Below are 17047 nucleotides of genomic sequence, written 5' to 3' on the forward strand. Positions count from 1 at the left end.
ACAGCGTACGAACAACTGGGGGATGCGATGGCCGAGCTCGAAGTACTGATTGCCGGGGCGGGTCCGAGCGGGCTCGCGCTGGCGTGCGAACTCGCGGTGCGCGGCGTCCGGTTCCGCATCATCGACCGGGCGGAGGCCTTCTTCGGCGGGTCGCGCGCGGACGGCATCCAGCCGAGGACCATGGAGGTGTTCGCCGACCTCGGGATTCTCGACCCGGTGCTGGCCGCCGGGGACCTCGGCACGGTGGTGCGCGCGTACCAGGGGGACGAAGTCGTCTGGGAAGGCCGGATGACCGACCCGGCCGAGCCGACGCCGTCCGTGCCGTACCCGAACATCTGGTTCGTGCCGCAGTTCCGCACCGAGGAAATCCTCCGCGAGCGGCTCGCGGAGTTGGGCGGTCACGTGGAACTGTCGACCGAGCTGACCGATTTCGTCGAGGACGCCGACGGCGTGACCGCCACCCTGAGCGCTCGCGGGACGATCGGGACCGTGCGCGCCAGGTACCTGGTCGGCGCGGACGGCGGGCACAGCACCGTTCGCCGTCGACTGGGCATCGCTTTTCCCGGCGACACCGACGAAAGCACCACGATGCTGTTCGCCGACGCGCGGGTGGACGGGATCGGCCGCGACCACGGCCGGATCTGGCAGGTCGGCGAGGGCGGGGTCTCGCTCATGCCGTTGGCGGGCACCGAGTTGTTCACCGTGTTCGCGCGACCGTCCGAAATGGACGAACCGATCCGCGAACACCTGCAACGCCAGGTCACCGAAGCGTCCGGCCGGGACGACATCCTGGTGCGAGAGGTCACCTGGCACACCACGTGGCGGTCCAACACCAGGCTGGCCGAACGGTTCCGCGACGGCAGGGTCTTCCTGGCGGGCGACGCCGGGCACGTGCACCCGCCGACCGGCGGGCAGGGCATGAACACCGGAATCCAGGACGGCTACAACCTCGGCTGGAAGCTCGCGGCCGCACTGGCTGGCGCCCCGGACGCGCTGCTGGACAGCTACGAACCGGAACGGATGGCGGCCGCGCGCGCCGCACTGGACCTCAGCACGGCACTGCTGGAAAAGCACCGGCGAGGAGATGAAGACGCCCACGTGCGCGGCCCGGAGGTGCACGGTCTCACGCTGAACTACCGCGGCGGCCCGCTTTCCCGCGACGACCGCGCCACACCCGGCGCGCTCAGAGCGGGCGACCGCGCACCGGACGCACCACTGACCACGGCCGACGGCAAGCGAATCCGGCTGTTCGACCTGCTCCATGGTCCACACTGGACACTGCTCGGTTTCGGTGCGGCACAAGCGAAAACCACCGCCGCACTGGGTGATCGCGTGCGCGCGTACACCGTGCTCCGCCCTGGCGACCCCGTCGACGCGCACGCGCTGATCGACCACGGCGGGCACCTGCGGACCGGCTACGACGCGGCCGACGGCACGGTGGTCCTGATCCGCCCGGACGGCTACGTCGGACTGATCGCGAACCCCGGCAGCACCGAGGACATCCTCGGCTACTGGACCGCGGTGCACGGGACTCCCGTTTCCATGCCCCGAAGATGGTCCTAGAGGGCGGGCCTTCTCGTGCCCCGAAAGTGACCTTCAGGGCGTCTGGTGCCCCGAAAGCCACTTTCGGGGCATGAACACCCCGGCCGCACGCCCGCTAGCCCCGGATCGTGTCCAGGACTATGTTCCGCGCCGCGGTGTCGCGTTCGGACACTTCGATGCCGCCTTCGAGCGCGGCTAAAGCGGCGGGCACCTTTTCCGGGGTGTCGGTGTGCAGTTCGAGCACCGGCTGCCCGGCCGCCACCCGGTCCCCCGGCTTGGCAAGGCACCGGATCCCGGCCGCGTACTGCACCGCGTCGCCCCGTCGCGCGCGACCGGCGCCCAGTCGCCACGCGGCGACGCCGACCGCGTAGGCGTCCATAGTGGACACGACACCGGCGCGATCGGCTTCGACGACGTGAATGCACTGGGGCGTCGGCAGCGCGGCTTCGGGGTCGCCGCCCTGCGCGCTGATCATGCGGCACCACGTTTCGTACGCCCGGCCAGAAGCGAGCACCGCGGCGGGGTCCACATCAGACAGACCAGCCAACGCGAGCATCTCGCGAGCCAGCGCGACGGTCAGTTCGACGACGTCGCGCGGGCCGCCGCCCTTGAGCACCTCGACCGATTCGGCGACCTCTACGGCGTTGCCGACGGCCGTGCCGAGCGGGGTGCTCATGTCGGTGAGCAGCGCCGTCGTCGCGACGCCGTGCGCCGAGCCGATTTCCACCAGTGCGCGCGCCAGTTCGCGCGCCTGGTCCGGGGTTTTCATGAACGCGCCGGACCCGGCCTTGACGTCGAGCACGAGTCCTTCGGCGCCCTCGGCGATCTTCTTGCTCATGATCGAGCTGGCGATGAGCGGGATCGATTCGACGGTCGCGGTCACGTCCCGCAGCGCGTAGAGCTTCCGGTCCGCGGGCGCGAGCCCCTCGGTCGCGGCGCACACCACCGCGCCGACCTCGTCGAGCTGGCGGGTGATCTCGTCGGTGGACAGCTCCGCGCGCCAGCCGGGGATCGACTCCAGCTTGTCGAGCGTGCCGCCGGTGTGGCCGAGCCCGCGCCCCGACAGCTGCGGCACCGCGGCACCGCAGGTGGCGACCAGCGGCGCCAGCGGGAGCGTGATCTTGTCGCCGACGCCGCCGGTGGAGTGCTTGTCCACGCTCGGCTTCGACACCTTCAGCGAAAGGCGCTCGCCGGAGTCGATCATCGCGCCGGTCCAGCGCGCTGTCTCGGCCGCGGTCATCCCGCGCAGGAAGACCGCCATCGCCAGCGCGGACATCTGCTCCTCGGCGACGGCGCCACGGGTGTAGGCGTCGACCACCCAATCGATCTGTGCGTCGGTCAGCGTTCCGCCATCGCGCTTGGCCCTGATCACGTCCACCGCGGCGAACGGCTCGGTTCGGTACTCGCTCACCGCGGCGCCTCCGGCAGGTCCTCGGGGCCGAAGGCGTCCGGCAGCACGGCGGTCATCGGCAGGATCCCTTGTGGAGTGTCCACAAGGCACTCTCCCCCGCCGAGTTCGAACAGGATCTGACGGCACCGGCCGCACGGCATCAGCAGTTCGCCCTCGCCGCTGCGGCAGGCGACCGCGACGAGCCGCCCGCCGCCGGAGAGCCGGAGCTGGCCCGCCATCGTGCATTCCGCGCAGAGCCCGAGCCCGTAGGACGCGTTCTCCACGTTGCAGCCGAGCACGACTCTGCCATCGTCCACAATGGCCGCGACGCCCACGTGCAGGCCCGAATAAGGCGCGTAGGCGTTGCGCGCGGCGCCGACCGCCGCCGCGCGCAGCGCGTCCCAGTCGACCGCGCTAGTCACCTTCACCTCGCCGGTATCGGGCACCGTCCGCCTTCGGCGCGCGCAGCCGCTGCGACGCGACCGCGAGCACGATCAGCGTGACGAAGTGCGCGGTGTACGGGATCAGGTCGCTCGGCAGGTCGTCGTTGGCCCAGTAGATCCAGTACAGCACCGCGGCACCGACCACACCGGCGCCCGCGGCGAACCAGCGGCGCCGAACCAGTTGCACGACCACGATCACGCCGAGCAGGATCACCGCGCCGTAGAGCAGCGCGAGCACCGCGGTGCCACCGCCGGAGAGCTGCAAACCGTCGGCGTAGCCGAACAACGCGGCGCCGCCGAGCAGCCCGCCCGGCCGCCAGTTGCCGAAGATCATCGCGGCGAGGCCGATGTACCCGCGGCCCGAGGTCTGGTTCTCCAGGTAGTCCGCGCCGCCCGCGAGCAGCACCAGCGACGCGCCGCCCATCCCGGCGAGCCCGCCGGAGATCAGCACCGCCACGTACTTGTGCAGGTACACGTTGACGCCGAGCGATTCGGCCGCCACCGGGTTCTCCCCGCACGAGCGCAGCCGCAGCCCGAACCGGGTCCGCCACAGCACCAGGTAGCTCAGCGGCACCAGCAGCAGCGCGATCATCGCCAGCGGCGACACCTCGGTGATCAGGCCGCGGATGATGCCCGCCGCGTCCGAGATCCCCACGCGCTGCTGCTTTTCCAGGTCTCCCAACCAGTCCGAGAGGAACGTCGCCGAGTAGGTGTCGAACTTCGGCACCGGCGGCGACTCCTTCGGGTTCCCCGAAAGGGGCTTGAAGACGAGGCTGGCCAAGAACTTCGCGACGCCGAGCCCGAGCAGGTTGATCGCCACACCGGAGACGATGTGGTTGACGTTGAAGGTGATCGTCGCGATCGCGTGCAGCAGGCCGCCGAGCGCGCCGAACCCGATCGCCGCGAGCAGCCCGACCCACACGCCGCCGTAGAACGAACCCCAAGCGGCGCCCCAGGTCCCGAGGATCATCATGCCCTCGAGCCCGATGTTGATCACGCCCGCGCGTTCGGCCCAGAGCCCGCCGAGCGCGCAGAACAGGATCGGCAGCGCCAGCCGCAGCGCGGTCTGCGCGGTGTTCGTCGAAGTCAGCGTGTTGACCCCGGTCAGGTACGAGGCGGTGGCCAGCACGCCGATCGCCACCACGGCCCAGATCACGCCGCGCAGCCAGCCGGGCAGGCCGCGCTTCGGCGGCGTCGCCGCGACCGTGACCGGCGCCGAAGACGGGTTCTGATCGGTCAGAGTGCTCACACCGCACCCCCTTCGCTGACGTCGGCAGGCTTGCGCTTGCCGTTCCCCGCGAGCGCCCTGCCCACGCGCCGCTGTTCGGCGGCGAGGTCGGCGCGCTTCACGATCTCGTAGGCCACGACGACCGAGAGCACGATCGCGCCCTGCATGATCGTCGCGATTTCCTTCGGCACCTGGATCTGTTCGAGCGAGACCGCGGACTTGTCGAGGAAAGCCCACAGCAGCGCGCCGAGCCCGATGCCCGCCGGGTGGTTGCGGCCGAGCAGCGCCACCGCGATCCCGGTGAACCCGTACATCTGGGTCGAGGTGATGCCGTAGCTGTAGTCGCGGCCGAGCAGCTCGGGCAGCGCGACCATGCCCGCGACCGCGCCGGAGAGCAGCATCGCGATCAGCGTCATCTTCTGCGCGTTGACCCCACCGGCCGCGGCGGCCGTGCCCGATTCGCCGCTCGCCTTCAGCTCGAACCCGAACCGGGTCCTGGTGAGCATGAACCAGTAGGCGAACCCGATCAGCGCGGCGATGATGACGAACCCGAACAGCGTGCCCGCGCCGAGCGGGATCCCCGGCACGTGCCCGGATTCGGGGATCGTCCGGGTGGCGACGTCGTTGCCGGTCTGCACGCCGAACTGCTTGGGGTTGATCAGGAACGCCACGATGCCGCCGACGATCGAGTTCAGCATGATCGTCGAAATGACCTCGCTGACCCCGCGCGTCACCTTCAGCACGGCGGGGATCGCGGCGTAGGCGGCGCCCGCGATCGCGGCGACCAAGATGATCACCACGGTGTGGATGACCGGCGGCAGCTGCAAAGCACCGCCGACGATGGCCGCGACGACCGCGGCGAACCGGTACTGGCCTTCGACACCGATGTTGAACAGGTTCATCTGGAAGCCAATGGCCACCGCGAGCCCGGACAGGTAGTACACCGACGCCAGGTTCACCGTGTCGACGGCGGTGCTGCCCACGAAGAGCTGCTTCACCATGGTGCCGTAGGCGTCGAACGGGTCGGAACCGGAGATCACCAGCGCGATCCCGGAAATGATGAGCGAGAAGATGATCGCCAGCAGCGGCGGCAGGATCTTCGTACGCCAGCTCGTCATGCGCCTTCCTCCGCCCCGGTCATCGCGGACCCCAGTTCCTGCGGGGTGACGGTCGCGGGATCGGCCTCGCTGACGAGCCTGCCCCGCAGCATCACCCTGATCGTGTCGGACAGCCCGATCAGCTCGTCGAGGTCCGCGGAAATCAGCAGCACCGCGAGCCCCGCCGCGCGTGCCTGGCGGATCTGCTCCCAGATCAGCGCCTGCGCGCCGACATCGACGCCGCGCGTGGGGTGCGAAGCGATGAGCAGCACCGGGTCGCCCGAAAGTTCCCTGCCCACCACGAGTTTCTGCTGGTTCCCGCCGGACAGCGCGGCCGCGGGCACGTCGATGCCCGGCGTCCGCACGTCGTACTCGGCGACGATCCGCTCGGTGTCCTTGCGGGCGCCCGCGATGTCGAGCAACTGTCCTTTCGCGACCGGAGGCCGCGTCTGGTACCCGAGTATCCGGTTCGTCCACAGTGGCTGCGTCAGCAGAAGGCCATGGCGCGTACGGTCTTCCGGCACGTACCCGATCCCGGCCTCGCGGCGCGCGAGCGTGCCCAGCTTGGTCAGATCGCGCGCGGTGCCGTCGGCGTCGACGAGTTCGAGGTGCCCGCTCGCCGCCTTCCGCATGCCCATGATGGTCTCGACCAATTCGGTCTGCCCGTTGCCTTCGACCCCGGCGATGCCGAGCACTTCGCCAGCCCGCACCTCGAACGAGATGTGGTCGAGCACGGCGCGGTCGCTGCCCTCGGCGTCGAGCCGCAATTCCTTGACGCGCAAGACATCGCGCGTGGTCACCGTCGACTCGCGGGTCTCGGGGCTGGGAAGTTCGCTGCCCACCATCATTTCGGCGAGTTCGTGCGAGCTGATCTTCTTCGGGTCCGCGGTGCCGACCGTGGTGCCGCGCCTGATCACCGTCACGGTGTCGGCGATCGCGCGCACCTCGTCGAGCTTGTGCGAGATGAAGATGAAGGTGAAACCCTGCTCCTGCATCGATCGCACGGTCGCGAACAGCGCGTCGACCTCCTGCGGCACCAGCACCGCGGTCGGCTCGTCGAGGATCACGATCCGGGCGCCGCGGTAGAGCACCTTGATGATCTCGACGCGCTGGCGGTCGGCGACGCCGAGGCGTTCCAGCAGGACGTCGGGACGCGCCCGCAGCCCGGTCTGCTTCGCCAGCTCGGCGAGCCGCTCGCGCGCCTTGCGGCCGATGCCGTGCAGGCGCTCGGCGCCGAGCAGCACGTTCTCCTGCACGGTCAGGTTGTCGGCGAGCATGAAGTGCTGGTGCACCATGCCGATCCCGGCCCTGATCGCGTCCTGCGGGTTGCGCAGGCGCACCGTCTCGCCGTTGACGGCGATGCTGCCCTCGTCGGGCTGCTGCATGCCGTAGAGGATCTTCATCAGCGTGGACTTGCCCGCGCCGTTCTCCCCGCAGACCGCGTGCACTTCGCCTGCCCGCACGGTGAGGTTGACGTCGGAATTGGCCACCACGCCGGGAAATCGCTTGGTGATCCCGGACAGTGCTACGACCGGTTCACCGCGCTCGGGATTGCTCATCGCAGTGAGATCTCCAAAATCACGCGATGGGGCCCGGGAAGGTGTCGCCCTCCCGAGCCCCACGCCGTGAGCAGAATTGCGGAACGGGTTACGGCTTGTCCGGGACCTGGATCTGTCCCGCCACGATCGCGTTCTTGTACGCGTCGAGCTTGTCCTTGATGTCGTCGACCTTGCCGCCCGAAGTCGAGTAGCCGACCCCGTCGACCTTCAGGTCGAAGCGCTTCGGCAGTGTCGACAGGTCGTTCTTCGCGACGGCCTGGATGTAGTCGAACACCGCCACGTCGACGCGCTTGATCATCGACGTCATGATGACGTCCTTGACCGTCTCGACCGTCTTCTGGTTGTACTGGTCGGAGTCGACGCCGATGGCCAGCGCGTTGCCGGCCTTGGCCGCCTCGAACACGCCCTTACCGGAGGCGCCCGCCGCGTGGTAGATCACGTCGGCGCCCTTGTCGATCTGCGACTTCGCCTTGACGTTGCCCTTCTCCGGCGCGTTGAAACCGGAGATGTCGCCAGCCGGGGTGAGGTAGTCGTCCTCGACCTTGACCTTGTTCGACGCGGCCTTCGCGCCCGCGAGGTACCCGGCCTCGAACTTCTGGATCAGCGGGGTGTTGACGCCGCCGACGAACCCGACGTGGCACGACTTGCTCTTGTAGACCGCCGCGACACCGGCGAGGAAGGAGCCCTGCTCCTCGGCGAACACCAGCGGGGTCACGTTCGGCGCCTTGACCGAGTCGTCGTCGATGATCGCGAACTTGGTGTTCGGGAACTTCGGCGCGACGGCCTGCACGGACTTGGCGTAGGCGAACCCGACCGCGACGATCGGGTTGAAGCCCTGGCTCGCGAGCTGGTTCAGGCGCTGCTGCTTGGCGTCCTCGGACTCGCTCGCGGTCGCCGTGCTCTCGCTGACGTCCTTGACACCCATCTCCTGCTTGGCCTTGTCGGCACCCGCGGCGGCGGCGTCGTTGAACGAGGCGTCACCGCGGCCGCCGACGTCGAACGCCAGCCCGACCTTCAGCGCGCTGGCGTCGACCTTGGCGCCCGCGGACGAGCTGGACGCGGCCGCGGGCGGTGCCGACGGCGGCTGTGCCGTGACGCAGCTGCCCTGCTGACCGCCGGAGGCGTTGTTGGTGTCGCCGCTGCCGCCCTTGGAGTCCTTCGCGCAACCGGCCAGTGCCAGCGCCCCCGCCATGACGACCGCAGTCAGCGCTGTTCCACGCGTGCGATGCAAGGTGCCTCTCCCTCCCCGCTGTCGCAGCGGACGAATCGGATCGGTCCGGCCCCAGTGCCGGACTCGACTGGCGAACCGTACCCGTCCGCCACGAAACCGCCATACACAAGGCACCGCACGTAACCTAAATGTTTGCTCATAGTGCGCGACCGGAGTCGACTGGATACACAGCGTGCGGGAAACCACGTTCGGTGACCAAGAAGAAAGGCCCGATTCCGGTACTTTCACCGGATCGGGCCTTTCTTTTGCCAGGCACCCCCTACTCGACCCCTCATCTTCATCGCGCTTCGCCTATCGCGAGGTGGCCCTCGCTCGCCTGCTTCGCTCGCTGCGCGCCTTCTTCGGGGAAGGGCGCCGGGGCGGCGGGCTCTCGTGGCGGGCTGCCCTGGCGCCTGTCCCCGAAGGTGGCCTTCGGGGCGGTAGACGCCGCGAATTCGGCCCTCGCACCGCACTCCGGCCACCCGAACAGCAGGCCGTCGCGTGCCCCTGAAGGTGGCTTTCAGGGCATCCAGCGCCCCGAAGGTCACTTTCGGGGCACCGGCAACCGGGCCGCACCGCCACGAGAGTGAGGAAAGTGGCGGTGCGGCCCGAACGTCACCTTCGGGGCGTGCGCGGCACCGCCCGCACGGGAGCGAGGGCCGAGAAAGTGGCGCCAGGGTCCCCGAAGGTGGCCTTCGGGGACCAACGGCGGAACCTCCGCCGCCGATCACCGCGCCGCGCACCCGACATCACCGTGACATTCGGGGTGCTCAGTTCCCTGAAAGGTCACCTTCGGGGACAAGCGCTAGAAGCGTGGTCCGGGGCGGGATCCTCAGCCGCAGGAAGTCGCACCCGGCGGAGCTGGGCAGAGGCGCGCGGCGAACCCGCCGTTCCGCGCCACCGGCACCGCCAGCGCCCCGCCGGGGTCCACCCGCTGAGTGGTCCGGACCAGCTGCCCGTCGGCTCCGTCGCCGTAGACCTCGGCGAGCCAGCCACCCGGTGGCAGGAACCCGAGCCCGGCCGACACCCTCGACAGATCCCCGCCCGCGAGCGCCCCGAGGTACCAGTCCGCGCCGGAGCGCCTGGCCAGCACGGCGAGCTTGCCGGGGTCACCGGTCACCAGTTTCGTGTCGTCCCACACCGTCGGCACCTGCCGCAGGAACCGCTCGGCCACCGGGTGCTTCGCGTAGCTCTCCGGGCTGTCCGCGAAGTGCTGCACCCCCGATTCGAACACCACCGACAGCGCCAGCTCGCCGCCGTCGCTGGTGGGCCGGACCGCGCTGAACGTCTCCGGGGTGAAGTCCATCGAGCCGGTGAGGTTCCGGGTGAACGGCAAGGTCAGGTAGTGCTCGACCGGGTAGGGTTCCTTGCCCGGCTTCGGTTTGATGCCTTCGGCGCCCTTCACCGCCTCCACCGACATCACCTGCGGCCAGGTCCGCTGCAGCCCGCGCGGGATCGGCGCGCCGTGGAAGTTCAGCATCAGGTGGTACTTCGCCGAAGCCGCGAGCACGGCGTCGTACCAGCGCATGCGGTCCTGGCCGTCGGACTCGATGAAGTCGATCTTGAGCCCGACCGCGCCCCAGTCGCGGTACTGCTTGAACAGCCGCTCGCGCTCGCTGTCGGTGTCGATGGTCTGCCAGCGCACCCACAGCCAGATCCCGACGTGCCGCTCGCTGGCGTACTTCACCAGTTCCGGGATCCACGAGGCGTCCCAGCCGGAGTCGACGAGGTTGTAGGCCCAGCCCTGCTTCGCCGCGTAGTCGACGTACTTCTTCTGCAGCGCGAGATCGCCGGTGCCCTGCGCCCACCACGACCACGCCCCGACGCCCGGCTTGATCCACGACGTGTCCGCGACCTTCGACGGGCTGGCGAGATCGGTCACCAGGTCGCTTCCGGTGACCGTGGCCAGATCGCCGACGATCATCGCCCGCCACGGCGTGGTGAGCGGGCCCTTCGCGGTTTCCGTCGGATCGGGGAGCACCAGCCCGAGGTGCCGCGACGACGGGTCGAGCGCGAGCCGGGATCCGCCGTAGTTCCCGTTCACGTCGGATTCCAGCACGGACAACCAGGTGTCGCCGACGTGGAACAGCGCCGGGTACCCGTATTCGACCGGGTCCTGCGCCGAGAGCGGCTTGTGCGCGTGGATGCTCTCGTAGTCGCTGCGGCCGTTGTCGTAGGGCAGCAGGAACGAGTCCGCGCTCGGCGGCACCGCGAACTCGGACGCCTCCCGCACCACGGTCACGTAGCTCGGTCCGGTGAAGACGTACCGGTAGGCGACCCCGTCCGCGGACACCCGCACGACGACGTCCATCGGCTGCCCGCCCGCGCCACGCAGGTGCAGCGTCGTCTCGGCCGCGTCGACCTCGTGGTGCCTGCGCTTACCCGTCGTCGTCTCGTACGACTCCTGGACCCGCCGCGACGTTATGCCCGCTAACTGCAGGTGGGCGGTGAAGTCGCCGTGGGCGGTCACGGCGCCCAGGGCGGACGGTTCGAGCACCGTGGTGCCGCCCCGCCGGACGGACAGGGTGAGCCTGCCGTCGGTCGAAAGCGCCACGTCGGCCTGCGGGGTCGCGCCCGCCTTCGCGGTGACGCCCGGCGGGCTCAGCGTCCAGTGCCGCGCTGGCGCCGCCGTCCCCGCGGGGACCCCGATCAGCATCGCGGCGGCGAGCCCGATGCCCCCGGCCATGACACGTCTGTTCACGAGTGTTCCCTTCTGCTGGGTCTTCGGGCCCTCAGCCGTCGGCGTGCACGCGGTAGAGCACGTGCCCGTGCGGCGGGACCACGGCCGAGATCGGCCCGGTGGTCCGCGAATCCTGGTGCTGCCACACATCGCGCAGCCGGTAGCCCGCGGCGCGCGGGAGCCCGATCGCTTCGGCACTCGTACTGATGCGCGCCTTCGCCCCGCCCTCGTTGAACAGCGCGACCGCGACTTCGCCGTTGGCTAGGGGTTTCGCGAACACCCACCGTCCGTCCGCTTTGGACAGCACCTTCGCCTGCACGCCCTTGGCGTCCTGGTCGATCGCGATCACTTCGCGGTTGCGCAGGATGTCGAGGTGCTCCGGCGAAATCTTCCGCAGGTCCGCGCCGATCAGCAGCGGGGCGGCCATCATCGCCCACAACCCGAAGTGCGTGCGGTATTCGGTGCTCGTCATACCGCCGTTGCCGACCTCGAGCATGTCGGGATCGTTCCAGTGCCCCGGCCCCGCGTAGGCGTCGAGCGGCGCGTTCTTCTTGACGATGTCGAGCAGCTTCGCCCAGTTGTCCTTGATGTCACCGGTGGTGCGCCACAGGTGCCCCGTTCGCGCGCCCCATTCCCACGGTTTGTTCTGGCCCCATTCGCAGATCGAGAACACGATCGGGCGAGAAGTCTTCTTCAGCGCGTCGCGCATCTTCTCGTAGCGTTCCCGTGCGGGGCGGCCCTGGTTGTTGCAGTTGTCGTACTTGAGATAATCGACACCCCAGTCCGCGAAGGTCTGTGCGTCGACGTCCTCGTGATCGAGCGCACCCGGCATGGTTTTCGCGCAGGTCACCGTGCCCGCGCTGGTGTAGATGCCGAACTTCAGCCCTTTCCCGTGCACGTAGTCGGCGAGCGCTTTGATCCCACCGGGAAAGCGTTTGCGGTTCGGCCGCAACCGCCCGTCGGGCCCGCGCTGCTGTTCCGCCCAGCAGTCGTCGACGTTCACCTGCGAATACCCGGCTTCCTTCAGCCCATCGCGCACGAAGAGGTCGGCGGTGTCGCGGATGATCCGTTCGTCGACCGCGCACCCGGTGGTGTTCCAGTTGTTGAAGCCCATCGGCGGAGTCAGCGCCAGCCCGTCCGGCAGCGCGTTCGCGGCCGGGGTGGCGGCGGTCACCAGGGCGAACGCCGCGGCGAACACCACGGATCGGCTGAACTTCCGGCGGGCGCGGACATCGTTCATCGCCTGCTGTCCTCTCTGCACCAGTGCGGCGGACGGACCTTGGCGGCGACGGACAGAACCCGACATTGATCGGATGTCTGCTCCAGGATAGAAGATATGATGTACCACCGACGCCGTCAAGAATCAGCCAGTGACAACAACCATTTGGCCGCCTGCGGTCACTTCACGCAGCCGCAGAGCTCACTCAGAGATCCGATGAACCATCGCGGCCTCGTGCGCGTCCGACGCACCGGTGTTCACCCTGCGCACGACGGCGTGTCTCGCTGATCACGCTGTGTCTCTCGGATCACACCAAGGCGCCCGACGTTGAGCCCGGTCCACGGGTCGGGTCTAGCATCCCTTTCATCCACGCTCGATGACCCTGAGCTCGGCACCGTCGCCGGGTATGTCCCGAGTGGACATACGCGCGGTGGGGCACGGTTCGGTCACCCGGGCACACGTTCCAGCCATGACGTTGGAGGCCGTACACCGATGTCCACCACGGCTAGCACCGCCGAGACCACCGCGGCGGGCGGCGATCGGGGTGCCTCGCGCAGGGCCGGGACCTTCTACCGGGGCGACCCCGGCATGTGGTCCTGGGTACTGCACCGCATCACCGGCGTGCTCACGTTCTTCTTCCTGTTCGTGCACGTCCTCGACACCGCACTGGTCAGGGTCTCGCCCAACACCTACAACGAGGTCATCGAGACCTACAAGACCCCGATCGTCAACCTCATCGAGGTCGGCCTGGTCGGCGCGGTCCTGTTCCACGCGCTCAACGGCATCAGGGTGATGCTCGTGGACTTCTGGTCCAAGGGCCCGAAGTACCAGAAGCCGATGCTGTGGACGATCGTCGTGCTGTGGGTCGCCGTCATGATTCCGGGTGCGATCGCCATGCTGTGGCGCACCGCAAGCGTGCTGTTCGGGGGTAACTGACCATGGCATCCGAGGTTCTCGCGCTCGACAAGCCCCGCTCCCCCCGCCGCCCCGCGGCGCGGCGCAGCAACTTCGAGCTCTACAGCTGGCTGTTCATGCGGCTTTCGGGGATGGCGCTGGTCATCCTCGTGCTCGGCCACCTGCTGATCATGAACATCCTCGACGGCGGCGTGCACCGCATCAACTGGGGTTTCGTCGCGGGCCGCTGGGCTTCGCCGTTCTGGCAGTTCTGGGACCTGGCGATGCTGTGGCTCGCGCAGCTCCACGGCGGCAACGGCGTCCGCACGATCATCGACGACTACGCCCGCAAGGACACCACGCGGTTCTGGCTGAAGATCCTGCTCTACATCTCGATGGCGCTCATCCTCGCCGTCGGCACGATGGTGATCTTCACCTTCGACCCGTCGATGCCTGCCGACTGACCTTCCCACCACCCACGCTGCGGGAGACCTAGCAATGCAGTTCCACAAGTACGACGTGGTGATCGTCGGCGCCGGTGGCGCCGGCATGCGCGCCGCGATCGAGTCGGGCCAGCGCGCCCGCACCGCGGTGCTCACCAAGCTGTACCCGACGCGCTCGCACACGGGCGCCGCGCAGGGCGGCATGTGCGCCGCGCTGGCGAACGTCGAAGAGGACAACTGGGAATGGCACACCTTCGACACGATCAAGGGCGGTGACTACCTGGTCGACCAGGACGCCGCCGAGATCATGGCGAAGGAGGCCATCGACGCTGTCCTCGACCTGGAGAAGATGGGCCTGCCGTTCAACCGGACGCCCGAAGGCAAGATCGACCAGCGCCGGTTCGGCGGCCACACCCGCGACCACGGGAAGGCCGCGGTGCGCCGCGCCTGCTACGCCGCGGACCGCACCGGCCACATGATTCTCCAGACGCTGTACCAGAACTGCGTCAAGCACGGCACCGAGTTCTTCAACGAGTTCTACGTGCTCGACGTGAACCTGACGCCGGACGAGAACGGCAACCCGGTCGCCACCGGCGTCGTCGCCTACGAGCTGGCCACCGGCGAGCTGCACGTGTTCCACGCCAAGGCGATCGTGTTCGCCTCCGGTGGCGCGGGCAAGATCTTCAAGACCACCTCGAACGCGCACACCCTCACCGGTGACGGCCTCGGCATCATCTTCCGCAAGGGCCTTCCGCTGGAGGATATGGAGTTCTTCCAGTTCCACCCGACCGGCCTCGCCGGGCTCGGGATCCTGATCTCCGAGGCCGTCCGCGGCGAGGGCGGGATCCTGCGCAACGTCGACGGCGAACGGTTCATGGAGCGCTACGCGCCGACCATCAAGGACCTCGCGCCGCGCGACATCGTCGCCAGGTCTATGGTGCAGGAAGTGCTGCAGGGCAGGGGATGCGGGCCGAACAAGGACTACGTGGTTCTCGACGTCACGCACATCCCCGAGGAGACGCTGAACGCGAAACTCCCGGACATCATGGAGTTCTCGCGCACCTACCTCGGCGTCGACCCGGTGACCGAGCCGGTGCCGGTGTTCCCGACCTGCCACTACGTGATGGGCGGCATCCCCACCAACATCCACGGCGAAGCGTTGCGGGACAACGAAAACGTGATCCCCGGGCTGTACGCCGCGGGTGAGGTCGCGTGCGTTTCGGTGCACGGTTCGAACCGGCTGGGCACCAACTCGCTGCTCGACATCAACGTGTTCGGCCGCCGCGCCGGGATCGCGGCCGCGGAGTACGCGCTGGGCCACGATTTCGTCGAGATGCCGGAAAACCCGACGACGGTGGTCGAGGACCAGCTCTCGCTGCTGCTCTCGGAGCACGGCAACGAGCGCGTCGCCGACATCCGCACCGAGCTGCAGGCCACAATGGACTCGCACGCGTCGGTGTACCGCACCGAGGAGACCCTCAAGCAGGCGCTCACCGACGTGCAGGCGCTGAAGGACCGCTACCAGCGGATCACCGTGGCGGACAAGGGCAAGCGGTACAACACCGACCTGCTCGAAGCCGTCGAACTCGGCTTCCTGCTCGAACTGGCCGAGGTTCTCGTCGTCGGCGCGCTGGCGCGCAAGGAATCCCGCGGCGGGCACGCGCGCGAGGACTACCCGAACCGCGACGACACGAACTTCATGCGGCACACCATGGCCTACAAGGAGGGCGAGGGCCTGCGGTCCGAGATCCGCCTCGACTACAAGCCGGTGACGTTCACCCGCTACGAACCGATGGAGCGGAAGTACTGATGAGCACGGCAACCACCGAGACCGCGACGGAGTCCACTTCGGACGAGCACAAGCCGGTCACCGTCACGCTGAAGATCCTCCGGTTCAACCCGGAAGTCGACGAAGAGGCGCACTGGGAGTCCTACGACGTCCCCGCGCAGCGCACCGACCGGCTGCTGAACCTGCTGTTCTACGTCAAGGACTACCTGGACGGCACGTTCTCGTTCCGGCGCTCGTGCGCGCACGGCGTGTGCGGCTCGGACGCGATGCAGATCAACGGCATCAACCGGTTGGCCTGCAAGGTTTTGATGAAGGACCTGTTCGCCAAGGATGGCAAGCAGACCACCATCACCATCGCGCCGATCAAGGGCCTTCCGGTGCTGAAGGACCTCTACGTCGACATGGAGCCGTTCTTCGAGGCGTACCGCGCGGTGAAGCCGTACCTCATCGCCTACGGCAACGAGCCGACGCGCGAGCGGATCCAGTCGGCCGCGGACCGCGAGCGGTTCGACGACACCACGAAGTGCATCCTGTGCGCGTGCTGCACGACGTCGTGCCCGGTCTACTGGAACGACGGCTCGTACTTCGGCCCGGCCGCGATCGTCAACGCGCACCGGTTCATCTTCGACTCGCGCGACGAAGGCTCCGAAGAACGGCTGGACATCCTCAACGACGCCGAGGGCGTGTGGCGCTGCCGCACCACCTTCAACTGCACCGACGCCTGCCCGCGAGGCATCCAGGTGACGAAGGCGATCCAGGAAGTGAAGCGCGCCCTCCTCTTCAAGCGCGTCTGAGGTTTCTTCCTTCCGACGGCCACGAAGTTAGGGTACCCTAACTTCGTGGCCGTTTTCGTGCGCCTGACCGGAATCGCCGGTGTCGTGGCGTCCCGGACACCGTCGGCTCCTAGCTCGCGTCGTCGACCGGCCAGCTCAGGTGGGGCGCACTCGCCGGGGTGCTGACCGCGCCGCTCTACCTCGCCGCCGTCTGGCACCTCTACCGCGGCATCCGCCCGCGGGCCGCGCACTCGCCGTCCCTCCCGCCGTCGCACTGGCCGCGAGCTGGGCGATCGCGCCGTTCATCCACGGTTCGTTCTACTGCTGGGGCGAGACCTACCGCGCGGCGGAATCGCTCGGCGACGACCGCGCGGGCGTCGACCGGCTGCTCGCCATGGCCGACGACTTCGGCACGGCGATCACCGTCGCCTATTGGGTCAACGGCATCCTCGTCGGGCTCGCCTCGCTGTGGATCGTGGCACTGATCGTCCGCGGTCGCACCGCTTATCCCGCTGGGCGGTACCCGCGTCACCGGGAATCAGCCTGCTGCTCGGTTTCGCGATCGCCGCCCTGCTCGGCGGCACGATCTTCCAGGGCGCGGCCCTGAGCATCGGCCACCTGCTGACCTTCGCGCTGAGCACGATCCTGCTGTGGAACGCGCACAGCTCCCGTCCACCGTCTCCCTCGTTTACCTGACAAGAAGTACCCACACCACTACTATCAGTTTGTCGACTAGTCGATGGTTGGAGGAGCCGTCGAAAGAGGACACGCAGCGCCCCG

Annotated in this window: 14 protein-coding genes; 6 read left to right on the plus strand and 8 right to left on the minus strand. The window is 68.6% G+C overall.

Annotated elements, in window-relative coordinates:
• Positions 1-27 precede the first annotated feature (27 nt).
• Positions 28-1563 (plus strand): FAD-dependent monooxygenase, encoded by a 1536-nt coding sequence (locus HUW46_RS14390; RefSeq protein ID WP_215547760.1) that lies wholly within the window; start codon positions 28-30, stop codon positions 1561-1563.
• Positions 1564-1657: 94 nt separating this feature from the next.
• Here the strand turns inward: HUW46_RS14390 and HUW46_RS14395 are convergent, their stop codons facing one another.
• The 8 genes from HUW46_RS14395 to HUW46_RS14430 form a co-directional block, all read right to left on the minus strand.
• On the minus strand, positions 1658-2953 hold the full coding sequence (locus HUW46_RS14395) for a thymidine phosphorylase (protein WP_215547761.1): 1296 nt from the start codon (positions 2951-2953) through the stop codon (positions 1658-1660).
• Positions 2950-3354 carry a cytidine deaminase gene (locus HUW46_RS14400; protein ID WP_215547762.1) on the minus strand — a complete coding sequence of 135 codons (405 nt, stop codon included), beginning with the start codon at positions 3352-3354 and terminating at the stop codon, positions 2950-2952. Before HUW46_RS14400 ends, HUW46_RS14395 begins: the two co-directional genes overlap by 4 nt.
• Entirely contained in the window at positions 3347-4615 is a 1269-nt protein-coding gene (locus tag HUW46_RS14405) for an ABC transporter permease (RefSeq protein WP_215549864.1), read from the minus strand. The genes HUW46_RS14400 and HUW46_RS14405 overlap by 8 nt, the downstream gene beginning before the upstream one ends.
• Before the next feature lie 5 nt (positions 4616-4620).
• Entirely contained in the window at positions 4621-5721 is a 1101-nt protein-coding gene (locus HUW46_RS14410; RefSeq protein ID WP_215547763.1) for an ABC transporter permease, read from the minus strand.
• The gene (locus HUW46_RS14415; protein ID WP_215547764.1) at positions 5718-7259 is read right to left on the minus strand and encodes an ABC transporter ATP-binding protein; all 1542 of its coding nucleotides are present in this window, start codon (positions 7257-7259) and stop codon (positions 5718-5720) included. The genes HUW46_RS14410 and HUW46_RS14415 overlap by 4 nt, the downstream gene beginning before the upstream one ends.
• Positions 7260-7347: 88 nt before the next feature.
• Complete coding sequence (locus HUW46_RS14420; protein WP_215549865.1) at positions 7348-8451, minus strand: BMP family lipoprotein; 1104 nt, start codon at positions 8449-8451, stop codon at positions 7348-7350.
• 850 nt (positions 8452-9301) lie between these two features.
• Positions 9302-11170: a glycoside hydrolase family 97 protein gene (locus tag HUW46_RS14425; RefSeq protein WP_254126168.1), complete on the minus strand. Its 1869-nt coding sequence runs from the start codon at positions 11168-11170 to the stop codon at positions 9302-9304.
• Positions 11171-11201: 31 nt separating this feature from the next.
• Positions 11202-12389, minus strand: coding sequence for an alpha-galactosidase (locus HUW46_RS14430; RefSeq protein WP_215547765.1), 1188 nt, complete (start codon positions 12387-12389; stop codon positions 11202-11204).
• Between the two features lie 471 nt (positions 12390-12860).
• On the opposite strand from HUW46_RS14430, the gene sdhC reads away from it, so the two are divergent.
• The 5 genes from sdhC to HUW46_RS14455 all read left to right on the plus strand — a co-directional run bounded on the left by sdhC (position 12861) and on the right by HUW46_RS14455 (position 16874).
• A complete protein-coding gene (gene sdhC / locus HUW46_RS14435) occupies positions 12861-13304 on the plus strand; it encodes a succinate dehydrogenase, cytochrome b556 subunit (RefSeq protein WP_215547766.1) in 444 nt (147 codons plus the stop codon).
• A 2-nt stretch (positions 13305-13306) separates the two neighbouring features.
• Positions 13307-13726 carry a succinate dehydrogenase hydrophobic membrane anchor subunit gene (locus tag HUW46_RS14440; protein ID WP_215547767.1) on the plus strand — a complete coding sequence of 140 codons (420 nt, stop codon included), beginning with the start codon at positions 13307-13309 and terminating at the stop codon, positions 13724-13726.
• Between the two features lie 34 nt (positions 13727-13760).
• Positions 13761-15515: a succinate dehydrogenase flavoprotein subunit gene (gene sdhA / locus HUW46_RS14445; RefSeq protein ID WP_215547768.1), complete on the plus strand. Its 1755-nt coding sequence runs from the start codon at positions 13761-13763 to the stop codon at positions 15513-15515.
• Entirely contained in the window at positions 15515-16288 is a 774-nt protein-coding gene (locus tag HUW46_RS14450) for a succinate dehydrogenase iron-sulfur subunit (RefSeq protein ID WP_215547769.1), read from the plus strand. The genes sdhA and HUW46_RS14450 overlap by 1 nt, the downstream gene beginning before the upstream one ends.
• Before the next feature lie 139 nt (positions 16289-16427).
• Complete coding sequence (locus tag HUW46_RS14455; protein ID WP_215547770.1) at positions 16428-16874, plus strand: hypothetical protein; 447 nt, start codon at positions 16428-16430, stop codon at positions 16872-16874.
• The last annotated feature ends 173 nt before the right edge of the window (positions 16875-17047 follow it).

It is taken from the genome of Amycolatopsis sp. CA-230715 (assembly GCF_018736145.1).
GTDB lineage: Bacteria > Actinomycetota > Actinomycetes > Mycobacteriales > Pseudonocardiaceae > Amycolatopsis.

Excerpts from the sequence above, each read along its gene's own strand:
- HUW46_RS14450 (WP_215547769.1), top strand. The coding sequence starts at position 15,515 with ATGAGCACGGCAACCACCGAGACCGCGACGGAGTCCACTTCGGACGAG.
- HUW46_RS14415 (WP_215547764.1), bottom strand. The coding sequence starts at position 7,259 with ATGAGCAATCCCGAGCGCGGTGAACCGGTCGTAGCACTGTCCGGGATC.
- HUW46_RS14440 (WP_215547767.1), top strand. The coding sequence starts at position 13,307 with ATGGCATCCGAGGTTCTCGCGCTCGACAAGCCCCGCTCCCCCCGCCGC.
- HUW46_RS14420 (WP_215549865.1), bottom strand. The coding sequence starts at position 8,451 with ATGGCGGGGGCGCTGGCACTGGCCGGTTGCGCGAAGGACTCCAAGGGC.
- sdhA (WP_215547768.1), top strand. The coding sequence starts at position 13,761 with ATGCAGTTCCACAAGTACGACGTGGTGATCGTCGGCGCCGGTGGCGCC.
- HUW46_RS14390 (WP_215547760.1), top strand. The coding sequence starts at position 28 with ATGGCCGAGCTCGAAGTACTGATTGCCGGGGCGGGTCCGAGCGGGCTC.
- HUW46_RS14410 (WP_215547763.1), bottom strand. The coding sequence starts at position 5,721 with ATGACGAGCTGGCGTACGAAGATCCTGCCGCCGCTGCTGGCGATCATC.
- HUW46_RS14430 (WP_215547765.1), bottom strand. The coding sequence starts at position 12,389 with ATGAACGATGTCCGCGCCCGCCGGAAGTTCAGCCGATCCGTGGTGTTC.
- sdhC (WP_215547766.1), top strand. The coding sequence starts at position 12,861 with ATGTCCACCACGGCTAGCACCGCCGAGACCACCGCGGCGGGCGGCGAT.